This is a genomic window from Terracoccus luteus (assembly GCF_003635045.1).
Taxonomy (GTDB): domain Bacteria; phylum Actinomycetota; class Actinomycetes; order Actinomycetales; family Dermatophilaceae; genus Terracoccus; species Terracoccus luteus.
In genome coordinates, this window is sequence record NZ_RBXT01000001.1 from 1,786,078 (window position 1) to 1,803,265 (window position 17,188).

The following is a 17,188-nucleotide window of genomic DNA, read 5'->3' on the forward strand; positions in this document are numbered from 1 at the left end:
GCACGACGGCTCAGCGCACGAGGATGCCGTCCTGCCGCAGGGCGGCCTTGACGTCACCGACGGTGAGCTCGCCGTAGTGGAAGACGCTGGCGGCGAGCACGGCGTCGGCCCCGGCGTGCACCGCCGGGGCGAAGTGCTCGACCCGGCCCGCGCCCCCGCTCGCGATGACGGGCACTCCCACCTCGGCGCGGACGCGCCGGATGAGCTCGAGGTCGAACCCCTCCTTCGTGCCGTCGGCGTCCATCGAGTTGAGCAGGATCTCGCCGGCCCCGAGCTCGGCCGCCCGGGCGCACCACTCGACGGCGTCCAGGTCGACTGGGGTGCGTCCGCCGTGGGTGGTCATGACGAAGTCGTCGGTGGGGCGGCCGTCGTCGCCGAGCCGTCGGCGCACGTCGGCGGAGAGCACGAGCACCTGCGCGCCGAAGCGGGCCGCGATCTCGGAGATGAGCTCGGGCCGGGCGATGGCGGCCGTGTTGACGCCCACCTTGTCGGCGCCGGCCCGCAGCAGGCGGTCGACGTCGTCGACAGTGCGGACGCCTCCACCGACCGTCAGGGGGATGAAGACCTGCTCGGCGGTGCGACCGACGACGTCGTAGGTCGTCGCCCGGTCGCCGCTGCTCGCCGTCACGTCGAGGAAGGTCAGCTCGTCGACGCCCTGGGCGTCGTAGAGCCGGGCCAGCTCGACGGGGTCGCCGGCGTCGCGGAGGTTCTCGAAGTTGACGCCCTTGACGACACGGCCCGCGTCGACGTCGAGGCAGGCGATGACGCGCGTCGCGACGGTGCCGAGCCCGCCGTGACCCGGCTGCCCGGCATCCGTCGTCGTGGGGGCGGTGGCGGAGTCGGGGACGGCGTCGGTCGTCATGGGGCCAATCTACGGGCGCCGGTACGCTCGCCCGGGTGTGGGACCGCACGGGCACGGCCCGCCCCGAGGACGTCGACGCCGTCGTGTCGGCGGCGCGCCAGCGGGCACCGCGCTGCGGAGGCACGGTGGTCGTGGCCGTCGACGGCCCGAGCGGCGCGGGCAAGAGCACGCTCGCGCGCGGGGTCGTGTCGGCCCTCGGCGCCGAGCGCACCGAGGTCGTGCACCTCGACCGGCTCTACCCCGGCTGGGACGGGCTCGCCGTCACCCCAGGCCTGCTCGCCGACGGGGTGCTCGCACCGATCTCGCGCGGCGCGCCGGCCGGCTTCCGCCCGTGGAGCTGGGTGCGTGACGAGTGGCGACCGTGGCGACCGGTCGCGACCCGCCCCTACCTGGTCGTCGAGGGCTGTGGCGCGAGCGTCGGCCCGGCCCGCCCCTACACGGCGCTCGCCGTCTTCGTCACGGCCGACCGAGACCTCCGACGAGAGCGCGGACTGGCCCGTGACGGTGAGACCTACCGCCCGCACTGGCAGCGGTGGGCCGACCAGGAGACGGCGCTCTTCGCGGCCGACCGCACCCGCGAGCGGGCCGACCTCGTCATCGACACGACGTCGGGCGCGTCTACCCTGTGAGCCGTGCCCGACGCGACGACGCCCCGTGACCCCCGCGCGTCGTCGACCGGCCTGGCGTCGCGTGACACAGGTGGGGCGAGTGCCCCGTCAGCCGGCCTGCCGTCGTTCTGGGTGCTGGCCGCCGTGCTCGTCGCCGTGGCCGCGAACCTGCGGGTCGCCATCACGAGCGTGCCGCCGCTGCTCGACGAGGTGTCGGCCGCCCTCGGCCTGAGCCACGCCGCCGCCGGCGCGCTGACGACCCTGCCCGTCCTGTCGATGGGGGTGTTCGCGCCCGTCGCCAGCCGGCTGGCCCACCGCATCGGCCCCGTCGCGGCGGTGCTGCTCGCGGCCGTGGCTGTGCTCCTCGGGACGCTGAGCCGGTTCGGCGCCGGCAACGTCGTGCTGCTCTACGTCGGGACCTTCGTCGCCGGGGTCGGCATCGCCGTCGGTGGGACGCTGCTCCCCCGGCTCGTCAAGACGTTCTTCCCGCCCGAGCGGGTCGGCCTCGTCACCGGGCTCTACATGCTCGCGATGATGGGCGGTGCCGCGGTCAGCTCGGCGGCGTCGGTGCCCCTGGCCGACGCGCTCGGCTCGTGGCAGGCCTCCCTCGGGTCGTGGTCAGTGCTCGCGGTCGTCGGAGTGGCCGCCTGGGCGCCCCTGACCCGTCGGCTCGCCCGCTTCGCCGGCGACGGGTCGACCACGGACACCGTCTCGCCCGAGCCGGGTCGGACGACATCCGTTGGCGTGCAACGGAACCCGATGCCGTGGCGGCACCGCACTGCGTGGGCACTGGCGCTCTACCTCGCGGCCCAGTCGTGGTGCTTCTACTCCTCGGTGACGTGGCTGGCGCCCACGTACGTCGAGCGCGGGTGGAGCCCGACGGATGCCGGCTACCTCGGTGCCGTCTTCGCCTCCGCTCAGATCGTGTCGGGTCTGCTAGGCCCTGTCGTCAGCGACCGCGTCCGCGACCTGCGGCTGCTGCTCGTGCCCTTCGCCGTCATCGGTGTCGTCGGCACGGTCGGGGTGTGGCTCGCACCCGAGGCGGCGCCGTGGGTGTGGGCCGCCGTCGTGGGCCTCGGTCAGGGGGCGGCGTTCTCGCTCGGCCTCGTCATGCTCGTGCGCTACGCCGTGACCCCCGAGGCGAGCGGTCGGCTCACCGGCATGGCGTTCCTCATCTCCTACGGCCTCGCGTCCGTCGGGCCCATCCTCATGGGTTCCGTGCGCGACGTCACCGGCAGCCTGTCACACGTCTGGGCGGTGCTGACCCTCGTCGGCGTCGCCCAGGGCCTCGTGTCGCTGCGCCTCCACCCCCGCCGTGACCGGGTGGCCTGACGGCCCACCCGACGGCCCACCCGACGGGGGCGCCGTGGCCCCGGCCGTTCACGACGACGGCTGCGCTGTCACACGGAGCACCTCGTCGACCACGTCGGTGAGCGGCCGGGTGGCGTCGACCCGGATGCCGTCGGGCAGGTCCTCGCCCGTCCCGTGCACGCGCAACACGAGCGCACGCTCCTCCGGCTCGGAGCCGAACTCCCCCGCGGGCCGCTCGTCGAGCCGGCGTCGGAGCGTGTCCACGTCGAGGTCGAGCACGACGACGCCGTCGAGCAGGTCGACGAAGTCGGCGTGGTTGCGTGACCCGCCGCAGAGGTAGGTGACCGGATGAGTGTCGTCGGCCACGAGCGCCTGCACGGCGTCGAGGCGCCACAGGTGGTTCTCGTGACCGCCGACCTCCACGGGCGCTCCTGTCGCGGGGTCGCCCCGGTAGGCGAGCTAGGTGTCACCGTTGACGGCGTGGATGCCGCGCCGCTGCAGCTCGCGACAGACCGACGTCTTGCCGCTGCACGAGACGCCCTCGACGAGGTAGTTGCGCACCCCCACGGTCAGCTCCAGACCCAGCGCCAGGAGACGACCACGCCGACGGCGAAGACGACGAGCAGCCCCAGGCCGACGACCGCGCAGCCGGTCGCCCCCAGGACCTCCTGCCACCTCGCCGGCGGCTCGCCCTCGTGACCCTGGCCTCGTCGTCGCGACCGCGCCAGCGACCGCGCCTCGCGGTCCAGGGCGCGGAGCGACTCGCTGCGATCGACGTGCCTGACGCTCGCCGGGATGCTGCGCCAGCGCGCTTCCGCGTCGCCGTGTCGTTCCTCCCAGGCCGCGAGCGAGTGACGAGCGCGGTCATCGTCCCGACCGGTGACGAACCAGAGCGCGCCGGCGGCGGGCAGGTCGCCCATGCCGTGGAGCACGGTGGCGAGGAGGTCGAGCACCTCGTCATCCTGCCGGACGCACAGCAGCCCGTGCAGGCGGTCGCGGGCCTTCCACGCGCGGCCCGACGCGAGGTCGTGACGGGCGCGGGCGAGCTGGTCGGTCATACCTGGATGCTCGCAGGGCGACGTGGCGCGCCTCAACGGGTTTGAGCACCGACAGACATCAGCAGTTGTGAGCGGCGGCAACGCTCTGGCTCCTATCGCGGCTGCACCATCATCGATAGAAGCTGGGAACTCCAGCTGACGCAGACGACTCGCGACCTCGGCTTGGTTTTACGGTCATGCCGATGACAGCGCTATTGCGTTCGCGGCCGTGCCTATGAAGCATCGACCCATGGAGATGTCACAGGTCTGGCCGCGCCTCGCTCCTTCCACCCAGACATGGCTCGTCGAACACAACGGCGAACCCCTGCCCGACGACATCTTGGACGAGATTCTGACCATCACTGCGGGCCGACGAGACCCGCGCTGGTGGGCTGGGGACTCACATGAGGGTGAGACACAACTGACCGACGAGGCTGTCGATTGGATAGACGAGACTGCCAACGGCGAGTAGCGGACATTTCTCTCCTGCCGCGTTGAAGGCGGGACGCCCGGTCATGCCGCTGTCGGCGTGACGTCCGACCATGCCGCTGTCGGCGACAGCGTCCGACCATGCCCGGCCCGCGACGCGCGCCATAAGTCATCAGGGGCAGGACATTCCCCGGAGTGGAACACTGGATGCGTCATCGACATTGTCCAACCGAAACCCACCAGCGAACCGAGGAAACGACGATGCGCATTCCGATGATCGCGAGAGTGGTGGGCGTGGTCGCAGCGGCGGTGATGGCCGGCTTACTGGCTACGGCGGCGACTTCGTCACCGTCCCAAGACCAGTGCAGTCGTCCCGTGTCCGAGCGGGTCGGCGGGTGGGCGTGCCCTCCCGGAGATCAACCTGGACCGGCGAACCCCACGTCAGGGTGAGTGCGCCTTGCGCATCTGACAATGCCCTTGGTCTCCGACGCGGGGCACCTGAGTCGCCAGACGGTTGGCCGCCCTCGACGGCCGCCACTGTTGCGAGCAACACGCTTTCGTCGCTCGCCGCGGGGCGAGGTGCAGTCCTCAGCGGCTGCCACTCTCGCCGAACAGCCGGCTTCTCCACCCGGTACCGGCGCGCCTGTCTGAGCCGGAGGACCACCCGGCGTTCCACGCCGAACCCACGGGCGTCACGCCGTTGGTAAGTACTGCCGCGGCAGGGTCGCACGAATCCGTGGGCGGAGTCTCGTTGGTGCTCCACTGTCAGGGGGCTCACAGGAATGGCACGAGCGGAACATATGCTCGCGGCGTGGACCACATCACAACGCTGACCGAGTTCAACGACGAACGCGGCAATCGCATCATCTACGACGGCCCACCGGTCACCATCGGTGTCAACATCTACTTCCGCGGCAGCAACAACACCCTGCGCGTCGCGGCCGGCGCAAGAGTCGGGCGTCTGTCGGTCTCGTTCGACTGCGACAACGGCCGTTGCGAGATCGGCAGCCACGACGCCGTGCCGGCGATCAAGGCGACCATCCGCGTGGGCCAGGACGCGGCGGTGCTCGTCGGCGACGACGTGTCCATGACCGAGACGTGCGGCATGTCGGCCGTGGAGGGCGCCACCATCCGCATCGGTGACGACGTCATGTTCGCGAGTGGCAACCAGCTCCGCGCCGACGACGGACACCCGATCTTCGACGTCGCCACCGGGCAGCGGGTCAACCCCGCCCGGGACATCACCATCGGCAACCACGTGTGGGTCGGCCTGCGCGCGATCCTCCTTGCCGGCGCGACCGTCGGGGACGGCACCGTCATCGGCCTGGGCAGCATCGTCACCGGGCCGGTGCCGAACAACTGTGTCGCGGCCGGCGCGCCGGCGCGGGTGGTGCGTAAACACGTCGCGTGGGAGCGCCCGCACCTCTCCCTCGTCGAGCCGTACTACAAGCCCGACGGGGACACCGTCACCCGCAGTCCGTACTGGAACCTGACGGAGGAAGCGCCCCGGCCGAGTCGGATGCGGCGCCTGCTCCGGCGCTGACAGCGCCACCACACGAGGCCGGCGTCAGCCCCAGTAGTCGTCGAGCGGCTCGGGGCCGTCGTCGCGCGTGGCGCTGGTGCGCCGCTCGGTGACGGAGAAGCGCCCGCGGTAGAACAGCATCGGCCGGCCGGCCGTCGCGTCGTCGAGCCCGACGACACGACCGATGACGACGTCGTGGTCGCCGGCCACGTGCACCTGCTCGACCTCGGCGTGCACGCGGACGAGCACCCCCGGCAGCGACGGTCCGCCGGCGACCGAGCGTTCCCACGCCAGACCGTCGAAGCGCTTACCGGCCGACGAGCCGAAGCGGTCGACGAGCTCGCGCTGGTGGTGGCTGAGCACGTTGACGGTGAAGCGTCCCGACTCACGGATGAGCGGCCACGTGCGGCCACGGTGGTCGGCGCAGAACAGCACGAGCGGGGGGTCGAGCGACACCGACGCGAACGACTGGCAGGCGAACCCGACCGGCTCCCCGTCGGGGTCGTAGCCGGTCACCACGGTGACACCGGTGGCGAAGTGCCCGAGGGCGTGACGCATCCGCGTCGGGGTGGGCGGCTCGAGCGGCGCGGAGGCGGCTGCGCTCACCCGCGCTCACCGGCATCCGGCTCGCGCGTCTCACCGAAGGCCTGCACGAGCGCGGCGAGGCGCGACGCCTCACGCCCGGCGAGATCGCCGTCGGCCTTCTGGATGGCCATGACTGCCAGGGTGTCGCCGTCCTCGAGGTCGAGGCTCACCCACGGCTCGCCGCCACCGAACTGCACGCCGACGACCTCCGACCATTCGAGCCGCCGGGTGACGACGAGGTTGCGCACGACGAGCCCCTCGCGGCTGGGTCGGGCGACGATCGAGGCGTAGCGCCAGGCGAGGAACGCGATGACGGCGCCGAGGCCGAAGAACATGAGGCGGTCGCCGAGGTTCCAGCGGCCGTCGACCTGCGTGGGGATGATGACCGCGATGGCGCCGAAGAGCGCGAGCGAGCACCACGTCGTCGCGAGCGCCACGGCCCGCCCGCGCCGTGGCCGGAAGGGGGCGAGGGCGTCACCGGATGCCGGGGAGCCCGTCGCGGGTCCGCCACCCTCGGGTGCGGGGCCGCGCCCTGCGTCGGGCGTCGCGTCGGGCGTCGTGTCGGTCACGACGTCACAGCCGGCACGCGGCGATGTCGGTGACGAGGATCGCCCGCGCGCCGAGGTCGTAGAGCTCGTCCATCAGGCGGTTGCGCCCGGCCCGGGGCACCATGGCGCGCACCGCCACCCAGCGGTCGTCCTGCAGCGGCGAGACGGTCGGCGACTCCAACCCGGGGGTGAGCTCGGTGGCCCGGTCGACGAGCTCGCGGGGGCAGTCGTAGTCGAGCATCACGTAGGTACGGGCGGTGATGACGCCCGTGAGGCGGCGCTGGAGCACCTCGACCGCCGCCGTCGCCTCGGGGCGGTCGCCTCGGATGAGTACGGCCTCCGACCGTAGGATCGGCTCGCCGAAGACCTCGAGGCCCTGGCTGCGCAGGGTCGCGCCGGTCTCGACGACGTCGGCGATGACGTCGGCCACGCCGAGGGTGATGGCGGTCTCGACGGCCCCGTCGAGGCGCACGACGTCGGCGGCGACCCCAGCCCGGGCCAGGTCGGCCCGCACGAGGCCCGGGTAGCTCGTCGCCACCCGCTTGCCGTCGATGTCGGCGACCGTGGCGACCCGACCGGGCTGGCCGGCGTAGCGGAAGGTCGACCCACCGAAGCCGAGGGTCATCACCTCGACGGCGGGCGACCCGCTGTCGAGCAGCAGGTCCCGGCCGGTGACGCCGGCGTCGACGGTGCCGGATCCGACGTAGACGGCGATGTCACGCGGGCGCAGGTAGAAGAACTCGACGTCGTTCTCGGCGTCGGTGACGACGAGCTCCTTGCTGTCGCGGCGCACCCGGTAGCCGGCCTCGCGCAGCATCTCGACGGTCGCATCGCTGAGGGCGCCCTTGTTGGGCACGGCGAGGCGCAGCGGGGGGGCCGGCTCCCCCGCGCGCCCCGTGCGGGCGTCGGCGGGGCCGCCGGTCGCGCCGCTCGTGGTGGTCTCGGTGTTCGTGGTGGTGCTCGTCATCGGGGTGCTCTCAGAGGTGGGCGTAGACGTCGTCGAGGCCGATGCCCTTGGCGAGCATCAGCACCTGGAGGTGGTACAGCAGCTGGCTGATCTCCTCCGCGGTCTCGGCCGTCGTCTCGTACTCGGCGGCCATCCAGACCTCGGCCGCCTCCTCGACGATCTTCTTGCCGATGGCGTGCACCCCGGCGTCGAGCTGCGCGACGGTGCCCGACCCCTCGGGTCGCGTCTGCGCCTTCTCGGCCAGCTCGGCGTACAGCTGCTCAAAGCTCTTCACGGGGCCACAGCCTACGGTGGCCCCGTGTGCGGTCAGGACGGCGCTCACCCCCTGGCGGGCTGACGGGCGACCCCGGCATCCTCGATCTCGGGGGTGGGGCGCTCGGTGCGGCTGGCCCTGACCCACGCGACGAAGCCGTAGAGCACGAACACCGAGTACACGCCGTAGAGCACGGCGGTGGGCAGGTAGCCCGAGTGCACGAGCAGGGGCACGCCGACGAGGTCGACGGCGATCCACACGAGCCAGAACTCGTTCCAGCCGCGGGCCATCGCGTACGTGGCGAGCATCGAGCCCACGAAGATCCACGCGTCGCACCAGAAGTACCAGCGCGGCGCGGGCCAGCCCGCGCCGATGACGGCGAAGACCTGCTGCACGACGAGCACGCCGACGACCATGGTCACGAGCAGCGTGACGCGCTCCCGGGCGGTCGCCCAGCGCGGCACGATGGCCGGGGCGTCGGCGGGCCGGTCGGCCGCCTTCTTCACCTGGTTCCACCGCCACCAGCCGTAGACGCTCGTGATGATGAAGAAGATCTGGCGGCCCGACTGCCCGAAGAGCGGGGCGCGGCCGTCGGCGGCGTCGAACGTCACGGTGATGTAGACGAAGAACAGCAGCACGTTGCCGACGATGCCGACCGGCCACGCCCAGACGCGGCGGACGAGGCCGCCGACGGCCGAGGCGAGCCCGAAGAGCACGCCGATGAGCTCGAGCCAGTGCAGCTCGTAGCCCCCGATGGGGATGCTGGCCTCGTAGAGCCAACGAAGAATGTCCATGGTGTCCGTCCCTGGGTCGTCGCAACTGAGAGCGGACTCCGGGGGTCTCGATCGCGGGACTACGGGACGGCGCCGACGCGGGCTCGGGGGCGACCGGGCGGACCGGTGCGCCGACGGATGCCGACGTCAGGCCGACCACGTCGTGGCCCGCCTCGTGCTGCCTCCCATCCGGACTTTCACCGTCGGTCCCGGAGTTTCACCAGGTCAACCGGCCGCTGGATGCGGTCGGGTCGCGGACTGTCACCGCCGGCTCGGAATTACACCGACCCCGGAGCACGTCCGGCCAGTATGCACCCGGGCCTGGCGGGCGCGCACATCCCGCCCGCGGACGCTCAGGCCCCCGGGGCGCCGTGCGTGCCCGCTCGCCGCCGGCTCGGGTGGGCCCTCAGTGGTGCGGATGCCGGGAGGCGAGCTCGCGCAGCTCGCTGACCGCCGCGGCCGCGTCGTCGGCGCCATAGACGGCCGAACCGGCCACGAAGACGTCGGCGCCGGCCTCGGCGCACTGCTCGATCGTCGAGGCGCTCACCCCGCCGTCGACCTGCACCCAGATCTCGCCGCCGTGACGCCGGACCGCCTCGCGCACCTGACGCACCTTGGGCAGCTGGTCGGCCATGAACGACTGACCGCCGAACCCGGGCTCGACCGTCATGACGAGCACCATGTCGAGGTGCGGCAGCAGCTCCTCGTACGGCCCGAACGCAGTGGCGGGCTTGAGGGCCATCGCGGCCCGGGCGCCGGCGGCCCGCAGGTCGCGGGCGATGGCCCGCGGGTCGGCGGCGGCCTCGATGTGGAAGGTCACCGACCGGCATCCGGCCTCGGCGTAGTCGGGGGCCCACCGGTCGGGGTCCTCGATCATGAGGTGGGCGTCGAGGGGCACCGGGCTCACCTTGGCCAGCGCCTCGACGACGGGCAGACCGAGCGTGAGGTTGGGCACGAAGTGTGCGTCCATCACGTCGACGTGCGCCCAGTCGGCGTCGGCGATGCGCTGCAGCTCGTGCTGGAGGTTCGCGAAGTCGCTGTTGAGGATGCTCGGTGAGATCTGCACGGGGCCGAATCTACTTCTTGCGCAGCAGCGTGAAGAACATCGCGTCGGTGCCGTGCAGGTGCGGCCACAGCTGCACCGACGGGCCGGTACCGAGCGACCCCAGCGGACGGCCCGCGCTGTCGACGAAAAGCTCTCTCGCGTCGACGATCTCGACGTCGTCACGGTGCTTGACGACGTCGTCGACGACGAACGTCGTCTCGTTGAGGTGCGGGCTGCAGGTGGCGTAGCCGACGACCCCGCCGGATGCCGTCGCGGTGAGCGCCGAGCCGAGCAGCTCGCGCTGCAGCGTGGCGAGGGTCGCGACGTCCTCCGGCCGTCGTCGCCAGCGGGCCTCGGGCCGCCGTCGCAGTGCGCCGAGCCCGGTGCACGGCGCGTCGACGAGGACACGGCTGTACCCGCCGGGCTCGTACGTGCCGGCCTCGCGGCCGTCGGCCTCGAGCACCTCGAGGTCGACTCCCTCCTCCCGCGCCCACGCGCGCGCCGCCGCGAGCGTCTGCCACACGAGGTCGGCGCGGTGCTCGCTGACCTCGTTGGCCACGAAGGGGATCCGTCGACCGACGGCCAGCGCGGCGAGCAGGCCGGCCTTGCCACCCGGGCCGGCGCACAGGTCGAGCCAGCGCTCGTTCGCGGCGGCGTCGCCCGTGACGTCGGCCGCGGCGAGGGCGAGGGCGAGCAGCTGCGAGCCCTCGTCCTGCACGGCAGCCCGACCGTCACGGACGGCCTCGATGTCGCCGGGGTCGCCCTCCGGCCACGTGGCGCCCACCGGGCTCGTGTCCGAGCGGTAGGCGCCCGCCGCGACGAGCTCGTCGACCGTGGACAGGCCGGGGCGGGCGACGAGCGAGACGAGCGGCGGGGTGTTGTCGCTCTCGAGCAGGGTGGTCAGGGACGCGTCGACGTCGTCGGGCGTCACCGTGCCGTGGCCGACGAGGGCGGCGCGCAGGGCCCTGACCACCCACAACGGGTGTGACGTCTCGAGGGCCAGCGCCTCCAGGGCGTCGCCGGCGGTGGCGGTGACCCGACGCACCCACTCGTCGCGCTCGCGCTCGCTGATGCGGCGCATGACGGCGTTGACGAAGCCGGCCGCGCCAGCGCCGTTGACCTGTCGGGCGAGGGCCACGGTCTCGTCGACGGCGGCGTGGGCCGGCACCCGCATGCCGAGCAGCTGGTGGGCACCGAGGCGCAGGGTGTCGAGCACGGCGCCGTCGATCTTGTCGACCGACCGACCGGCGGCGTCGGAGACGACCGCGTCGTAGAGGCCGCGCAGGCGCGTCGCGCCGTAGACGAGCTCGGTCGCGAAGGCGGCGTCACGGCCGTGGATGTACCTGTCGCGCAAGGCCTTCGGCAGGGCGAGGTTGGCGTAGGCGCCGTCGGACACGTCGCGCATCACCCCGTAGGCCGCCAGCCGGGACAGGTCCGTCTGTCGCGACCGCTGCGAGGGCGCCAACGACGACCGGTGCTGCGCCGACCGCTCACGGGCGGGCGGTCGCTGCCGCTCGCCCCGTCGTCCGTCGTGGCCGCCACCGCGGCGTCCGTCCTGTCCGTCACTCATCGCCGACCCGCTCCCCCGTCGTCACGCGCACGCCGCGCGCCCAGTCGGGCGCCGGCATCGGCTTCTTGCCGTGTGCCTGCACGACACCGAGCCGCACGGGGTCGGTGCCGGTGCCGACGAACACGGCACGCTTGGTCGCCACGAGCTCACCCGGCCGCGGGCGGGCCTGCTGCAGGTCGGGTGGCAGGTCGGTGGCCATCGTCACCTCGACCGGCTCGAGCTTGAGCCGTTCGCCGCGGAACGTGGTCCAGGCACCCGGGGCCGGGGTGCAGCCGCGCACCCGGCGGTCGACGGCGAGGGCCGGCAGGGCCCAGTCGACCCGAGCGTCGTCGACCTCGATCTTCGGCGCGAGGGAGACCCCCTCGGCCGGCTGCGGCACCGGGACGAGCTCGCCAGCCTCGAGACCATCGAGCGTGGCGACCAGCAGCCCGGCGCCGGCGCGGGCCAGACGACCCAGCAGGTCGCCGGCCGTGTCGCGCGGGCGGACGGCCTCGGTCATGACGCCGAGGACCGGGCCGGTGTCGAGACCACGCTCGATGACGAACGTAGAGGCGCCCGTCATCTCGTCACCGGCCATGAGGGCGTGCTGCACGGGCGCTGCTCCCCGCCACGCCGGCAGCAGCGAGAAGTGGAGGTTGACCCAGCCGTGCGTCGGGATGTCGAGTGCCGTCGGCGGGATGAGGTTGCCGTAGGCGACGACCGGGCACGCGTCCGGGGCCAGCGCCCGCAGGCGCTCGAGGAAGTCCTCGTCGCGCACCCGGGCCGGGGTGAGCACCTCGACGCCCAGCTGTTCGGCCCGTCGGCGGACGGGTGAGGCCTCGAGCCGGCGACCGCGCCCGGCGGGCGCGTCGGGGCGGGTGACGACGGCGACGAGCTCATGGCGTGAGGCCGCCACGGCCTCGAGAGCCGGCACCGCGGCATCCGGTGTGCCGGCGAAGACGACCCTCACGTCACATCGCCCGGCCGAAGGTGGTGTGCGGGCTGACCCGCACGTCGGGAGGCGGCTCGCCGAACCACTCCGCCTCGCGGATGGCGCGCATCGCGGCCCGGCGGGCCTCGGAGTCGAGCCGGTCGACGAAGAGCACGCCGTCGAGGTGGTCGGTCTCGTGCTGGACGCACCGCGCGAGCAGGTCGCTGCCCTCGACGACGACGGGCTCGCCCCACATGTCCTGGCCACGCGCCACGACGTGCCGCGCCCGGGTCGTGTCGAAGGCGATTCCGGGGATCGAGAGGCACCCCTCGGGGCCGCACTGCTCCTCGTCGGACAGCTCGAGCACCGGGTTGACGAGGTGGCCGAGCACGTCGTCGACGTAGTAGGTGAAGACCCGGAGCCCGACCCCGAGCTGCGGGGCGGCGAGGCCGGCCCCGGGCGCGTCCATCATGGTGTCGCCGAGATCGGCCACGAGCTGGCGCAGCTCCTTGTCGAAGTCGACGACCTCGATCGCGCGGGTGCGCAGCACGGGGTCACCGAACAGTCGGATGTCTTTGATCGACACGCGGGGTGGGTCCTTGTCGCCGGGGCGCGGTCGTGGGCCGACCGCGGGCCCCATCCTAGGAGGCCGGGGGCGCCGGTCCGGCCTGCACGGACGGGGGCCGCGCCGGTATCCGGCCGGGTCCCATGTCGTCGAGCCGACCGAGGTCGCGGACGGAGCGCGAGAGCAGGGCGCTCAGCGAGAGCACGGCGTAGAGGATGCCGCTGACGACGAGCAGCGACTCGAGCGACACGTGGGTGGCGAGCCAGCCGTAGGCGAGGGTGCCGACCGGGATGGCGACGAAGGAGCCGAGCAGGTCGTAGCTCGAGACGCGCGAGAGCACCTCGGTGGGGACGTGCTCCTGCAACGCCGTGCTCCACCCGACCCCGAAGACCTCGAGGGCCATGCCCGCGAGGAGGAAGCCGACGGCGACCGTGACGAGCTCGGGTCGCACCCCGAGCAGGACGAGCGGCAGCGCGAACACCGTGCAGGCGAGCATCCCCCAGCGCAGCGGGTGGGTCAGGCGCAGCCGGAGCAGGACCACCGTCATGACGACGGTGCCCACGGCCTCGGCGCTGAGGATGACGCCCCAACCCGCCTCTCCCACAGCGGGGTTCGTCGAGGCGACGAGAGGCCCCACGACACCGACGACGCCGGCGTGGATCATGTTGCTCAGGCCGAAGACGAGCACGACGACCCAGAGCCACTGCCGGGAGACGAACTCCCCCCAGCCCTGGCGCAGCTCGACCACCATCGAGGCCCTCGGGGGCCGGTCCTCCTCCGACCGACGGGGCAGCCGCACCCGGGCGAGGCAGACGACGGCCACGACGTAGGTGAGCGAGTCGACGGCCAGGGCCCAGCCGGGGCCGACCCCCACGACCAGCAGCCCCGCCGCCGCCGGGCCGAGCATCCCGAGACCGCTGCGGCTGAACGACAGCAGCGCGTTGGCCTGCTGGAGCCGGTGACGCGCGACGACGAGGGGCACGATGCCGGTCATCGCCGGCATGGTGAAGGCCGACACCGCGCCGTTGACGCCCTCGATGACGGTCAGCTGCGTCAGCGTGGCGTGCCCGGTGACGACGAGCCACGCCGCGAGGCCCTGCGTCACGAAGGTGAGGACGTGGGCGACCTGCAGCACGACGATGCGGGAGAAGCGGTCGGAGACGACGCCGCCGACGAGCAGGAACACGACGAGCGAGGCCGTGCGCACGCCGAGCACCTGCGCGAGGGCCGCAGGCGACTCCTCGACGTGCAGGACGGCGAAGGCGAGGGCGACCGGCACCATGACCGACCCGGCCGTCGAGACGGTGCGGGCCGTGAAGTACCAGGCGAAGCGTCGGTCGCCGAGCGCCCCCAGTGACTCCCCCGGCCTCACCGTGCCCCCCGCGCGTCGTCGCGCAGCCGGAAGGCCGCGAGCGTCAGGTTGGTGCGCACGGCGCCCTCCGTCCGCGGTGGCCGGGCCGAGGCGTGCACGAGCCGGCTCGCCTCGAGCACGAGGTCCTGCACGCGTTGCCAGACCTCCGGCTCGACCCACAGGTCGGCATCGGTGAAGACGCCGCCCGTACCGGTCTGCCGCTCGGCGAAGCGGGCCGGGACCGCGGCCGCCAGCGTCGTCACGTAGGCGAGGCGGGCCTCCTCGTCCGCCTCCGTGGGGTCGGCGACCGGGTCCGCGGACGTGTCACCGGACGTGCCACGGGATGTGCCATCGGGCGCATCACCGGACGCCTCACCGGACGCCTCACCCGGCTGGGGCGCGTCCCACGGGTGCCGGTAGCGCTTGGCCTGCCCCCCGCGCACCGACTCCTCGCTGCCGACGACGAGCAGGCCCGCCGCCTGCAACGTGCGCAGGTGGTAGCTGGCGTTGGCCTGGGTGATGCCGAGCTCGCGCGCCACCTCGGCAGCGCTCAGCTCGGCCCCGGTGAGCAGCGAAAGCATCTGCAGCCGCAGCGGGTGCGCGGTCGCGCGCAGGCGGCTGGTCCGACTGACCTCCAAAGACATGTTTGACAGTGTGCTGCCGGGATGTGTGCACCGTCAAGCACTTCTTTGGCGGTCGCCTCACCCCGCCGTCGGCCCGTAGGCGAGGTGGACGACCCCGCTGTCGTACGAGTCGGTCTCGAGCAACCGCAGCCGGGTCGTCTCGTCGTCGGTGAAGAGCCGCTCGCCGCTCCCGAGCACGATCGGGAAGACGAAGAGGTGCAGCTCGTCGACGAGCCCGTCGCGCAGCAGGGCGCGCACGAGGGTGCCGCTACCGCTGACATAGAGGTCTCCGTCGACCTCCGCCCGGAGGGCACGGACCCGCTCGGGGTCGTAGGCCCCGATGACGCGCGAGTTGTTCCAGTCGAGCCGGTCGTCGTCGCGGCCGGAGACGACGTTCTTGCGGGCGCCGTTGAAGAACGCCACGCCGGGGTCGTCGTCCGCCGAGCGGGACGACCACGCCGGTGCGAACATCTCGTACGTCTCGCGGCCGAGGAGCAGCTCGGTGCCCTCCCCACCGGTGAGCCGGCCGATCGCCTCGCTCATGCGCGGGTCCCAGGGGTACTCCGCCGTCCAGGCCGGGTTCTCGAAGACCCCGTCCAGGGAGATGAACTCGTGCACCTTGATGCCGCCCATGCGCGTTCCCTTCGTCGTCACGCCGGCCGCCGGTCGGCCGGTCGTCACCTCGTCAATCCGTCAGTCGGCCCGTCAGCCCGTCGTCAGCCGCTCGCACTCGAGGGTGAAGCCCCGCTCCCGCAGGCGCTCGAGGAGGAGGGAGCCGATGGCGGTGGCGGGCGTGAGCACCCCCGCCCGGTCAGGCAGCCGGTCGGTGTCGAGGGCGAGCGCGAGCGCCGCCTCGCCCAGCATGACCGCCGTGCCGTCGTAGCCGGGGTCGTGGTCGGCGGCCACCCGGGTGCGGTAGCGGGCCCCGGTCGTCGTCGTGGCGGTGATCTCGAGCCGGAACCGCCCGGCCGCACGCTGGGCGGCGCTCGGCCCCTGCCCGGGGCTCGGCAGCACGCGGTCGAGCACGGCGCGCGTCGGCCCGTACGCCAGGCCGCCCAGGGTGGCGCCGAGGCCCACGGCCATGCCCCCCGCGAGCAGGGGCGAGACGGGGCTTCGGCCGAAGTCGACGACCTCGCGGTAGCGCAGCGTGCGGCCGTACGACCAGTCCGTCAGGGTGTTCGACAGCCGCACGATGCGGGTGTTGAAGGAGGCCATGACGAACGGTCCGTTCCACCGTCCCGTCACCGGGTCGCGGTCGACCGGCAGGGCGCGGCGCACCTTCTCGAGCAGCCCGGATGCCGGTCGGCGGCCGCCGCTCGGCTCCTCCCCCCGGCGGGGGCTGAGCCCGTAGGGGTCGGCGATGGTGCGCCGGGCGGCAGCGTCATGGCGGGCCGTGATGGCCTGCTGGCGACCCGAGTCGATGGTGCCGCCGGAGAAGCCACCGCGCATCGAGCGGACGGCGAGGGTCGTCTCCGCGAGGGTGCCCTCCCCGTCGGCCGCGACCTGCTGGGCCGTGACCATCACGCCGAGGTCGGACGGCACGGAGTCGAAGCCGCACGCGTGCACGATGCGGGCGCCGGTCTCACGCGCCCGGTCGGCCAGCTCGTCCATCGACCAGCGGACGAAGAGGACCTCACCCGTCAGGTCGGCGTAGTGCGTCCCCTCCTCGGCGCAGGCCCGGGCCACCTCCTTGCCGTGCACCGCGTACGGGCCGACCGTCGTGACGACGACCGTCGTGCGTGCCGCGAGGGTGCGCAGGGCGCCGAGGTCACCGGCATCCGCGACGGCGACCTCCCACGTGCGGGCCGGCTCACCCAGGTCGGCCCGCAGCGCCTCGAGCCGGTCGCGTGACCGGCCGGCGAGGGCGACGCGCACCTCCGGGCCGGCCACCTCGGCGAGGTGGGCGGCCGTCAGCGCGCCGACGAAGCCGGTGGCGCCGTAGAGGACGATGTCGAGCTCTCGGGAGGTCATGGCGACACTGTGCCAGCAGCGGCCGCCCGCAGGGGTCCGGGTGTCCGACTGGCAGGGTCGTCCGCGCTCCCACCGGCCACGCCTGCCATGGCCGCCGGCCTCACACGGGGCGCACGCCGACCCAGGCCACGTCCGTCCCGACGTCGGTCACGACGGGTGCATTCGGGAGAAAAGGCCCACAGTCGAGGGCCGGCAAGCACACCGTCTCCTGTGAGGCCTAGAGGGCTTCGCAGCGTCCCAGCGCTGCACCACCCGCCC

General features: G+C 73.2%; 21 protein-coding genes and 1 riboswitch. Of the genes, 4 read left to right on the forward strand and 17 right to left on the reverse strand.

What is annotated here, in order from left to right:
* Nucleotides 1–10: 10 nt before the first annotated feature.
* Nucleotides 11–862, reverse strand: coding sequence for an imidazole glycerol phosphate synthase subunit HisF (hisF, locus tag DFJ68_RS08165; protein ID WP_245963535.1), 852 nt, complete (start codon nt 860–862; stop codon nt 11–13).
* 35 nt (nt 863–897) lie between these two features.
* Between hisF and DFJ68_RS08170 the strand changes: the two genes are divergently transcribed.
* Nucleotides 898–1,491 (forward strand): nucleoside/nucleotide kinase family protein, encoded by a 594-nt coding sequence (locus DFJ68_RS08170; RefSeq protein ID WP_121032314.1) that lies wholly within the window; start codon nt 898–900, stop codon nt 1,489–1,491.
* A 3-nt stretch (nt 1,492–1,494) separates the two neighbouring features.
* The gene (locus DFJ68_RS08175) at nt 1,495–2,802 is read left to right on the forward strand and encodes an MFS transporter (RefSeq protein ID WP_245963536.1); all 1,308 of its coding nucleotides are present in this window, start codon (nt 1,495–1,497) and stop codon (nt 2,800–2,802) included.
* 48 nt (nt 2,803–2,850) lie between these two features.
* Here the strand turns inward: DFJ68_RS08175 and DFJ68_RS08180 are convergent, their stop codons facing one another.
* From DFJ68_RS08180 to DFJ68_RS08185, 3 genes are read right to left on the reverse strand one after another with little or no spacing between them, the layout of a single operon-like run.
* Nucleotides 2,851–3,204: a nucleoside/nucleotide kinase family protein gene (locus DFJ68_RS08180; protein WP_245963537.1), complete on the reverse strand. Its 354-nt coding sequence runs from the start codon at nt 3,202–3,204 to the stop codon at nt 2,851–2,853.
* A gap of 36 nt (nt 3,205–3,240) precedes the next feature.
* Nucleotides 3,241–3,348 carry an AAA family ATPase gene (locus DFJ68_RS18680; RefSeq protein WP_245963538.1) on the reverse strand — a complete coding sequence of 36 codons (108 nt, stop codon included), beginning with the start codon at nt 3,346–3,348 and terminating at the stop codon, nt 3,241–3,243.
* Between the two features lie 2 nt (nt 3,349–3,350).
* Entirely contained in the window at nt 3,351–3,839 is a 489-nt protein-coding gene (locus tag DFJ68_RS08185) for a DUF6584 family protein (protein WP_121032315.1), read from the reverse strand.
* A 229-nt stretch (nt 3,840–4,068) separates the two neighbouring features.
* On the opposite strand from DFJ68_RS08185, the gene DFJ68_RS08190 reads away from it, so the two are divergent.
* On the forward strand, nt 4,069–4,290 hold the full coding sequence (locus tag DFJ68_RS08190; RefSeq protein ID WP_121035211.1) for a hypothetical protein: 222 nt from the start codon (nt 4,069–4,071) through the stop codon (nt 4,288–4,290).
* 768 nt (nt 4,291–5,058) lie between these two features.
* Entirely contained in the window at nt 5,059–5,790 is a 732-nt protein-coding gene (locus DFJ68_RS08195) for an acyltransferase (protein ID WP_121032316.1), read from the forward strand.
* A 24-nt stretch (nt 5,791–5,814) separates the two neighbouring features.
* Here the strand turns inward: DFJ68_RS08195 and DFJ68_RS08200 are convergent, their stop codons facing one another.
* The 13 genes from DFJ68_RS08200 to DFJ68_RS08260 all read right to left on the reverse strand — a co-directional run bounded on the left by DFJ68_RS08200 (nt 5,815) and on the right by DFJ68_RS08260 (nt 16,930).
* Complete coding sequence (locus tag DFJ68_RS08200) at nt 5,815–6,375, reverse strand: flavin reductase family protein (RefSeq protein ID WP_245963539.1); 561 nt, start codon at nt 6,373–6,375, stop codon at nt 5,815–5,817.
* Nucleotides 6,372–6,923, reverse strand: a complete 552-nt coding sequence (locus tag DFJ68_RS08205) for a PH domain-containing protein (protein ID WP_121032318.1) — start codon at nt 6,921–6,923, stop codon at nt 6,372–6,374. The genes DFJ68_RS08200 and DFJ68_RS08205 overlap by 4 nt, the downstream gene beginning before the upstream one ends.
* A gap of 4 nt (nt 6,924–6,927) precedes the next feature.
* Entirely contained in the window at nt 6,928–7,869 is a 942-nt protein-coding gene (gene hisG, locus DFJ68_RS08210) for an ATP phosphoribosyltransferase (RefSeq protein ID WP_121032319.1), read from the reverse strand.
* 10 nt (nt 7,870–7,879) lie between these two features.
* The gene (locus DFJ68_RS08215) at nt 7,880–8,143 is read right to left on the reverse strand and encodes a phosphoribosyl-ATP diphosphatase (RefSeq protein ID WP_121032320.1); all 264 of its coding nucleotides are present in this window, start codon (nt 8,141–8,143) and stop codon (nt 7,880–7,882) included.
* Between the two features lie 44 nt (nt 8,144–8,187).
* Nucleotides 8,188–8,916 (reverse strand): nicotinamide riboside transporter PnuC, encoded by a 729-nt coding sequence (gene pnuC / locus DFJ68_RS08220; protein WP_121032321.1) that lies wholly within the window; start codon nt 8,914–8,916, stop codon nt 8,188–8,190.
* 151 nt (nt 8,917–9,067) lie between these two features.
* A riboswitch (FMN riboswitch) is annotated at nt 9,068–9,196 on the reverse strand.
* Nucleotides 9,197–9,301: 105 nt separating this feature from the next.
* Entirely contained in the window at nt 9,302–9,961 is a 660-nt protein-coding gene (gene rpe, locus DFJ68_RS08225) for a ribulose-phosphate 3-epimerase (RefSeq protein ID WP_121032322.1), read from the reverse strand.
* Between the two features lie 10 nt (nt 9,962–9,971).
* A complete protein-coding gene (locus DFJ68_RS08230; RefSeq protein WP_121032323.1) occupies nt 9,972–11,510 on the reverse strand; it encodes an RsmB/NOP family class I SAM-dependent RNA methyltransferase in 1,539 nt (512 codons plus the stop codon).
* Nucleotides 11,503–12,459, reverse strand: a complete 957-nt coding sequence (gene fmt, locus DFJ68_RS08235; RefSeq protein WP_121032324.1) for a methionyl-tRNA formyltransferase — start codon at nt 12,457–12,459, stop codon at nt 11,503–11,505. Before fmt ends, DFJ68_RS08230 begins: the two co-directional genes overlap by 8 nt.
* A gap of 1 nt (nt 12,460) precedes the next feature.
* Nucleotides 12,461–13,006 carry a peptide deformylase gene (gene def, locus DFJ68_RS08240; RefSeq protein ID WP_121035212.1) on the reverse strand — a complete coding sequence of 182 codons (546 nt, stop codon included), beginning with the start codon at nt 13,004–13,006 and terminating at the stop codon, nt 12,461–12,463.
* A gap of 55 nt (nt 13,007–13,061) precedes the next feature.
* On the reverse strand, nt 13,062–14,357 hold the full coding sequence (locus tag DFJ68_RS08245; protein WP_121032325.1) for an MFS transporter: 1,296 nt from the start codon (nt 14,355–14,357) through the stop codon (nt 13,062–13,064).
* Nucleotides 14,354–14,980, reverse strand: a complete 627-nt coding sequence (locus DFJ68_RS08250) for an ArsR/SmtB family transcription factor (RefSeq protein WP_121032326.1) — start codon at nt 14,978–14,980, stop codon at nt 14,354–14,356. Before DFJ68_RS08250 ends, DFJ68_RS08245 begins: the two co-directional genes overlap by 4 nt.
* 57 nt (nt 14,981–15,037) lie before the next feature.
* The gene (locus DFJ68_RS08255; RefSeq protein WP_121035213.1) at nt 15,038–15,592 is read right to left on the reverse strand and encodes a dihydrofolate reductase family protein; all 555 of its coding nucleotides are present in this window, start codon (nt 15,590–15,592) and stop codon (nt 15,038–15,040) included.
* Nucleotides 15,593–15,664: 72 nt separating this feature from the next.
* The gene (locus DFJ68_RS08260; RefSeq protein WP_121032327.1) at nt 15,665–16,930 is read right to left on the reverse strand and encodes a saccharopine dehydrogenase family protein; all 1,266 of its coding nucleotides are present in this window, start codon (nt 16,928–16,930) and stop codon (nt 15,665–15,667) included.
* Between the last annotated feature and the right edge of the window lie 258 nt (nt 16,931–17,188).